The sequence below is a fragment of the uncultured Anaerococcus sp. genome, from assembly GCF_963510575.1.
In the GTDB taxonomy this organism is placed as follows: domain Bacteria; phylum Bacillota; class Clostridia; order Tissierellales; family Peptoniphilaceae; genus Anaerococcus.
Genome location: NZ_CAUPFR010000098.1, coordinates 1 through 5,676, shown reverse-complemented (window position 1 = coordinate 5,676; position 5,676 = coordinate 1). Strand labels below are relative to the sequence as shown.

10 protein-coding genes and 1 pseudogene are annotated in these 5,676 nt (G+C 35.0%); 10 read left to right on the top strand and 1 reads right to left on the bottom strand.

Features of this window, described 5'->3' with window-relative positions:
• From RQ907_RS07130 to RQ907_RS07085, 10 genes are all read left to right on the top strand, one after another.
• Positions 1–393: threonine/serine exporter family protein (locus RQ907_RS07130; protein WP_311492686.1), on the top strand; the 393-nt coding region annotated here is incomplete at its 5' end.
• A gap of 1 nt (position 394) precedes the next feature.
• Entirely contained in the window at positions 395–871 is a 477-nt protein-coding gene (locus RQ907_RS07125; RefSeq protein WP_311492685.1) for a threonine/serine exporter family protein, read from the top strand.
• Positions 868–1,353: a peptide-methionine (S)-S-oxide reductase MsrA gene (msrA, locus tag RQ907_RS07120; RefSeq protein WP_311492684.1), complete on the top strand. Its 486-nt coding sequence runs from the start codon at positions 868–870 to the stop codon at positions 1,351–1,353. Before RQ907_RS07125 ends, msrA begins: the two co-directional genes overlap by 4 nt.
• Positions 1,350–2,384, top strand: a complete 1,035-nt coding sequence (locus RQ907_RS07115) for a GH25 family lysozyme (RefSeq protein WP_311492683.1) — start codon at positions 1,350–1,352, stop codon at positions 2,382–2,384. Before msrA ends, RQ907_RS07115 begins: the two co-directional genes overlap by 4 nt.
• A 22-nt stretch (positions 2,385–2,406) precedes the next feature.
• Entirely contained in the window at positions 2,407–2,628 is a 222-nt protein-coding gene (locus RQ907_RS07110; RefSeq protein ID WP_311492682.1) for a PC4/YdbC family ssDNA-binding protein, read from the top strand.
• A gap of 39 nt (positions 2,629–2,667) precedes the next feature.
• A complete protein-coding gene (locus RQ907_RS07105; RefSeq protein WP_311492681.1) occupies positions 2,668–3,081 on the top strand; it encodes an EamA family transporter in 414 nt (137 codons plus the stop codon).
• 114 nt (positions 3,082–3,195) lie between these two features.
• On the top strand, positions 3,196–3,855 hold the full coding sequence (locus RQ907_RS07100; protein WP_311492680.1) for a response regulator transcription factor: 660 nt from the start codon (positions 3,196–3,198) through the stop codon (positions 3,853–3,855).
• A gap of 260 nt (positions 3,856–4,115) precedes the next feature.
• Entirely contained in the window at positions 4,116–4,853 is a 738-nt protein-coding gene (locus tag RQ907_RS07095; RefSeq protein WP_311492679.1) for a HAMP domain-containing sensor histidine kinase, read from the top strand.
• Positions 4,843–5,088, top strand: a complete 246-nt coding sequence (locus tag RQ907_RS07090) for a hypothetical protein (protein ID WP_311492678.1) — start codon at positions 4,843–4,845, stop codon at positions 5,086–5,088. The genes RQ907_RS07095 and RQ907_RS07090 overlap by 11 nt, the downstream gene beginning before the upstream one ends.
• A complete protein-coding gene (locus RQ907_RS07085) occupies positions 5,072–5,356 on the top strand; it encodes a hypothetical protein (RefSeq protein ID WP_311492677.1) in 285 nt (94 codons plus the stop codon). The genes RQ907_RS07090 and RQ907_RS07085 overlap by 17 nt, the downstream gene beginning before the upstream one ends.
• A gap of 104 nt (positions 5,357–5,460) precedes the next feature.
• Here the strand turns inward: RQ907_RS07085 and RQ907_RS07080 are convergent.
• Positions 5,461–5,676: pseudogene (locus RQ907_RS07080) on the bottom strand (transposase); the annotation flags it as partial.

The window sequence follows — 5,676 nt, the reverse complement described above, 5'->3', positions numbered from 1 at the left end:
GCAATAGCTGCTGGAGCTTTTTCCCTACTTTTGAGTGGGGGACAGAATGAGATGGCTATTTCCATAGTTGTTGGTATGCTTTCCTACTATGCTTCGTATGTTATGGAGCAAAATGGTTTGGGTTATTTTGTGGTAAACTATTTATATGGGGTAATAGTTTCTATCCTAACAATGATTTTTGCCCACTTTTACCCAGATATTAAGTCAGGTGTTATTATTGTTTCATCAATGATGGCACTTTTGCCGGGTATTACTATTACTAATGCCATGAGGGATTTAATGAGTGGTGATGCTACTTCTGGCTTAACTGGAGCTGTTATCGGTATTTTAATTTCCACAGCCCTTGCCATGGGTGTTGGTACGCCGATTACAATTATGACAATTTGGGGGTAGGATGTTTTATATTAGAGAATTTATTATATCAACCATTGCGGCTGTTGGTTTTGGTTTGATATTTGATTTGCCCAAAAAGGCCTTATATATTTCTAGCCTTGCCGCAGGTTTTGGTTGGGTAATTTACAAGGTAGTTCTTGCCCATACTAATTCAGTTTACTTGGGTTCTTTGATTTCTGCCTTGGTTATGACAGCAACTGCCGAAATTTTGGCTAGAATCTACCACCATCCAGCTAGCGTTTTTATCCTTCCAGGTATAATTAACCTTTGCCCAGGTGAAGCGATTTATAAGTCAATGACAAATTTTATTGCTAATAACACTTATGTTGCCATAGGTTTCCTATACAAGGCGCTCGGCATTGCAGCGGCTATTGCCTTTGGGGTATTACTAGCATCATCATTTTCGTCTTCTCTAAAGACTTTTAAGGAGCGAAACCATAGAAGGACTGATTTTACAAAATTTAGGAGAAAAAAATGAGAGATATATATTTGGCAGGTGGGTGTTTCTGGGGAGTAGATGCTTACTTTTCAAAGCTTGAAGGAGTTTTGGCGACAGAAGTTGGTTATTCTAATGGAAATACCACCACTACCACTTATGAAGAACTTTATAAGACAGACTTTGCCGAAACAGTCAAGGTGACTTTCGATGAGGAAAAAATTTCGCTGAGAGATATACTTGAACATTTTTATTACATAATAAATCCCTTTTCTCTAAATAGGCAGGGAAACGACCTGGGCCGACAATATAGGACTGGAATTTATTCTAAAAATGAAAATGATTTGGAAGTGGCAAAAAACTTTCTAAGTGAAAAACAAAAAGAATGTGATAGGAAAATCCTAGTAGAAGTAGAGACCTTAAATACTTATGTGGTGGCAGAAGCCTACCACCAAGACTATTTGAAGAAGAACCCAGCTGGCTATTGCCACATTGATTTAACAGATGTATTGGAGATAAGATGAAAAAATTTACTAAAATAATTGCCCTTGGTCTGGCAATCTTAATCAGTGGACCGGGCTTTGCCCACGCTAGTGATGTCATTCAATATGATGCCACAAATCTTGATCAAATCCTAGCGAAAAATGGAATCAAGGTTGACCAAGCTAAGATAAAGGCTAGAAGAGATGCCTATATTAAAAATAATCCAGACTTAAGGCTTGCAAACGCAAAGAAACAGCCTGTTGTTTACCCAAAAACTGCAGTTTATTCAAATGTGGTTGATATAAGCGAACACCAAAAACCATCTTCTATAAACTACGATAAGTTTGCGGCAGCTATAGATGGAGCTATCCTTAGGTCATCAATAACAACCTTTAAGGAAGATGAAGAAACTGGCGAAAAGTCCTACTATTTAAGAAAGGATTTTGCTGTAGATACTCATTATAACAACCTAAATGCGAGAAATGTGCCAATAGGTTTTTACCATTATTCTAGGGCTACAAATGAAGAAGAGGCAACTAAGGAAGCATATTTTGTCCTAGATTTTTTGAAGGGTAAAAATGTATCCCTACCAATATTTTTGGATGTTGAAGATGGGATGAGACAATCAAAGGTCAGCAGGGAGAGCCTATCAAAGGCAGCTGAGACCTTCCTTAATATATTGAGCAAAAACGGTTATGTGACAGGGGTTTATTCCTACCCACATTTTGCTAAAAACCATCTAACTAAAGAAATTAGAAATAGGGGCAATTTCTGGATAGCTGACTATGACGGAGTTGGTTTTACAGGTTATAAGGATACAGAATTTGATATTTGGCAATATGCCCACAAGGGAAGGGTCGATGGTTATTCTGGAAATATTGATAAAAACGCCCTTTATAGGGATTATCCTTTGCTAATTAAGGGCAAGAGCAGGAAGGATTACAACAAGCTAATTCAAGAAATAATTGATGGCCACTGGTCAACCGGCAAGGAAAGAGAAAAACGTCTCAAATATGCTGGTTATAACTACAATCAAATTCAAAAAGACCTTAAAAAACGAATGAATAAATAAGTACTTATAAAGGAGAGCGATTATGGCAATAAAATACGATATAGTAGAAAATATAGGTATCCTTTCAACCAACGCCAAGGGTTGGACCAAGGAATTAAACCTTGTTTCTTGGAATGAAAGAGATCCAAAATATGATATCAGAGATTGGAACGAAGATCACACTAGGATGAGCAAGGGTATTACCCTTACACAAGAAGAGGCAGAAGTCTTAAAAAATATCCTAGCTGACGAATTTGAAGATTAAGAGCTCTCCCTCAGGAGAGTTTTTTTATAAGGAGTTTTTATGGCATATATTTACGCCCTGATTTCAGCAATTTTTGCGGCCCTTACATCAATTCTCGCAAAAATTGGGATAAATGATATAAATTCAAACCTGGCAACAGCTATTAGGACGACAGTTGTTTTGGTTTTTTCGTGGATAATGGTTTTTCTAGTTGGAGGCCAGCACGATTTGGGAGAAATCAGCAAAAAGTCAATGGTATTTTTGGTTCTTTCAGGTCTTGCCACAGGCATTTCCTGGCTTGCCTTTTACAAGGCCTTGCAAATGTCAGACGCATCTAAAATCGTGGCTATAGATAAGTTAAGTGTTGTTTTTACAATGATTTTTGCCTTTTTAATCCTCGGCGAACTTGCCAGCAAAAAAGCTATTATAGGAGCAATCTTAATCGGTCTAGGGACTTTGGTCATGGTTTTATAAATTTTCCATATTAAGTGAGAATCATTTTAAGAAACAGGCTTAGGTCCTGTTTTTTTGTGGAAAAATTTACCAATTCTTGATTAAAAAGACATATAATATCAGTGAGGTGGAGATATGGATATATGTATAATTGAAGATAACCTGGCCCTGGTAGAATCCCTCGAGGACCTCTTGGAAAATGAAGGCTATGGGGTGGATTATTTCCTAGACCTTGGAGAAATTGACGATTATCTGATATTAAATAAATACGATTTGATAATTTTAGATTTAATGCTAGGTAATTTTGATGGTTTGGATTTTCTAAAAACTATTAGGGAAGAGATTAAAAGACCAATTATTATCCTAACTGCCAAGGCTGGTAAGGAAGACGAGCTAAAGGGTTTAGAACTTGGGGCGGATGACTATATCAAAAAACCCTTTGACCCAGATATCTTACTTGCTAGGATAAAATCTAAGTTAAGGCTAAATGAAAATTCAGAAATTTCCTACAAAGAGACAACTTTTGATTTTGAAACGGGCCTTGTAAGGAAAAATGAAAGGCAAATTTATTTAACAAGCCAAGAAAAAAAGATTTTAAAAATTTTATTTATCAATAAGGGCAGGGTTCTTTCTAAAGAGAGCCTGCTTTCTGTGGTATCGGATAATTTTGAACAGGCATCAGAGAGGACGATTGTGACTCATATTTATAACATCAGAAAGAAAATCCTAGAAATCGGGGTAGATGACCCGGTTGAAAATATTTGGAAGGAGGGATATAGGTGGAAAAACGAGTGAAAAATTTAGTTTTTGGACTCCTTTTGGATAATTTTTTGAGAGTGTTAGTTTACGGAATTTTAACAATTATAGCCCTTAAATTAGGTCAAACATACCTATATTCCCTTAGGCTAAAAAGTGATTTTCCTTTGGGCGTTTTTATGATTTAGTCCCTCTATTTTCTAAGAAAACTTTATCTTGGCATTGATAATCATATCCTAAAAGATTTAAGAATTTTAGAAGATTCAATTAAAAAAGATAACTATGACAAAGACTTAGATTTGGCAGAATTTGACCTAATTAACAAGACTCTTAGAGATAAAAATGAAAAAATAAAAGAAAAGGACACCTTTATAAAAACAAGTCTAGCAGCCATTTCTCACGATATGAAAACACCCCTTACTGTGTTCAATACCAATCTTTCTTTAATAAAATCTAAAGATGCTACAGACCTAAAAAGACTTAGCAAAATCAAGGCGGAATGCGAAAAAATCTCTGAATATATAGACGATTTGATGGAAGTATCTGGAGGTTTTATTGATGAAATTAAGTTGGAAAAAATTTCTCTGTCAGAATTTGTGACCAATTTAAAGGTAAATTTAAGTCTTTTTGAAGACATGAGGGAAGAGGAAATAGGAATCATTAATGACCTAAAGGCTAGAAATGATTATTATATAGAGATTGATAAAATCAGGTTTGATAAGGCTTTAAGCCAGCTTTTAATCAATGCTTTTGAGCATAGGAAGAGTGCGGTTTGGCTAGAACTTGCAAAAAATAAGCAAATCATAATTACAGTAGCCGATGACGGAGCTGGTTTTGATGAAAAAAGCCTAAAGGAAGGGAAAAAACTTTTTTATACAAATAATTACGGCAGGACATCCGGCAAGGGCACAGGCATGGGCCTTTTTATAGCAGATTCTTATATTTCTGCTATGGGAGGCGACCTTGTTTTAGCAAATGAAAATGGAGGCCGAGCCAAAATTTTCTTAGAACTTAAGGAGGAAAAGGATGGAAAATAAATTATTTTTAATATTCTTAATAATTTTTGCCTGCCTTGACCTTTATAAATTGCTAAAAAAAGACCTAAACTTTTTTAGCTTTTTTAGGCCCCTAAGCCTTGCTATTAGCTCTAATTTTATCCTTGATGGTATTGATGATAGGCTTAATGTAATTGCCCTTATATACTTTTTGTTTTTAGCCTATATTTACAGAAAAAATTTGAGAAAGGAAGAAGATTATGAAAAAGAAATTTGATTTTTATGACTTTTTAGTCTTTATTTTTGGCCTTGTTGGTTTTGGTGGATATTATTTGGTCATGACCCAATATTTTAAAGTTGATCCTTTTGAAGGATTAGCCATCATACCAACTATATACTTTGGTATTTCAGTTTTTACCATGGTTTTTGTCTACGATATAGTTAATGAGAAAATTGGCGATATTTTTCTCTTAACACACAGGACCGTCCACCTAGTTTCCTATATTTTTGGACCAATAATACTAATCTATGAAAAATTAAAGTAGTATGAAGTAAGCTGACCCCACAAAGTTGGACCTAATACCAGAGTTAGAACTAAACTAGCTCTGGTATTTCTTTTTCCTTTCCTACCCCTATGGGTAGGAAATTTTTATGCTGCATTTTTCTTTCTGTATTCTATTGGTGATAAGTATCCTAATTTTTCTTCTAATTTCTTTATTTTTTCTTTTAGTTGTGCTTCATTTAATGAATTATCTTCTTCATTGATTAATTGTGCTGATGATTCTATTTTTGTGTCTTTTGATTTCTTTGGGGTCTTTGACATTTTTGAAGGTCTTCCTCTCTTTTTAGATTTCAGTCCTTCTAT

What these genes read in the sequence shown, in the direction of transcription:
- RQ907_RS07105 (WP_311492681.1), top strand. Translation starts at nt 2,668, where the DNA reads ATGGCATATATTTACGCCCTGATTTCAGCAATTTTTGCGGCCCTTACA.
- RQ907_RS07090 (WP_311492678.1), top strand. Translation starts at nt 4,843, where the DNA reads ATGGAAAATAAATTATTTTTAATATTCTTAATAATTTTTGCCTGCCTT.
- RQ907_RS07100 (WP_311492680.1), top strand. Translation starts at nt 3,196, where the DNA reads ATGGATATATGTATAATTGAAGATAACCTGGCCCTGGTAGAATCCCTC.
- RQ907_RS07085 (WP_311492677.1), top strand. Translation starts at nt 5,072, where the DNA reads ATGAAAAAGAAATTTGATTTTTATGACTTTTTAGTCTTTATTTTTGGC.
- RQ907_RS07110 (WP_311492682.1), top strand. Translation starts at nt 2,407, where the DNA reads ATGGCAATAAAATACGATATAGTAGAAAATATAGGTATCCTTTCAACC.
- RQ907_RS07125 (WP_311492685.1), top strand. Translation starts at nt 395, where the DNA reads ATGTTTTATATTAGAGAATTTATTATATCAACCATTGCGGCTGTTGGT.
- RQ907_RS07115 (WP_311492683.1), top strand. Translation starts at nt 1,350, where the DNA reads ATGAAAAAATTTACTAAAATAATTGCCCTTGGTCTGGCAATCTTAATC.
- msrA (WP_311492684.1), top strand. Translation starts at nt 868, where the DNA reads ATGAGAGATATATATTTGGCAGGTGGGTGTTTCTGGGGAGTAGATGCT.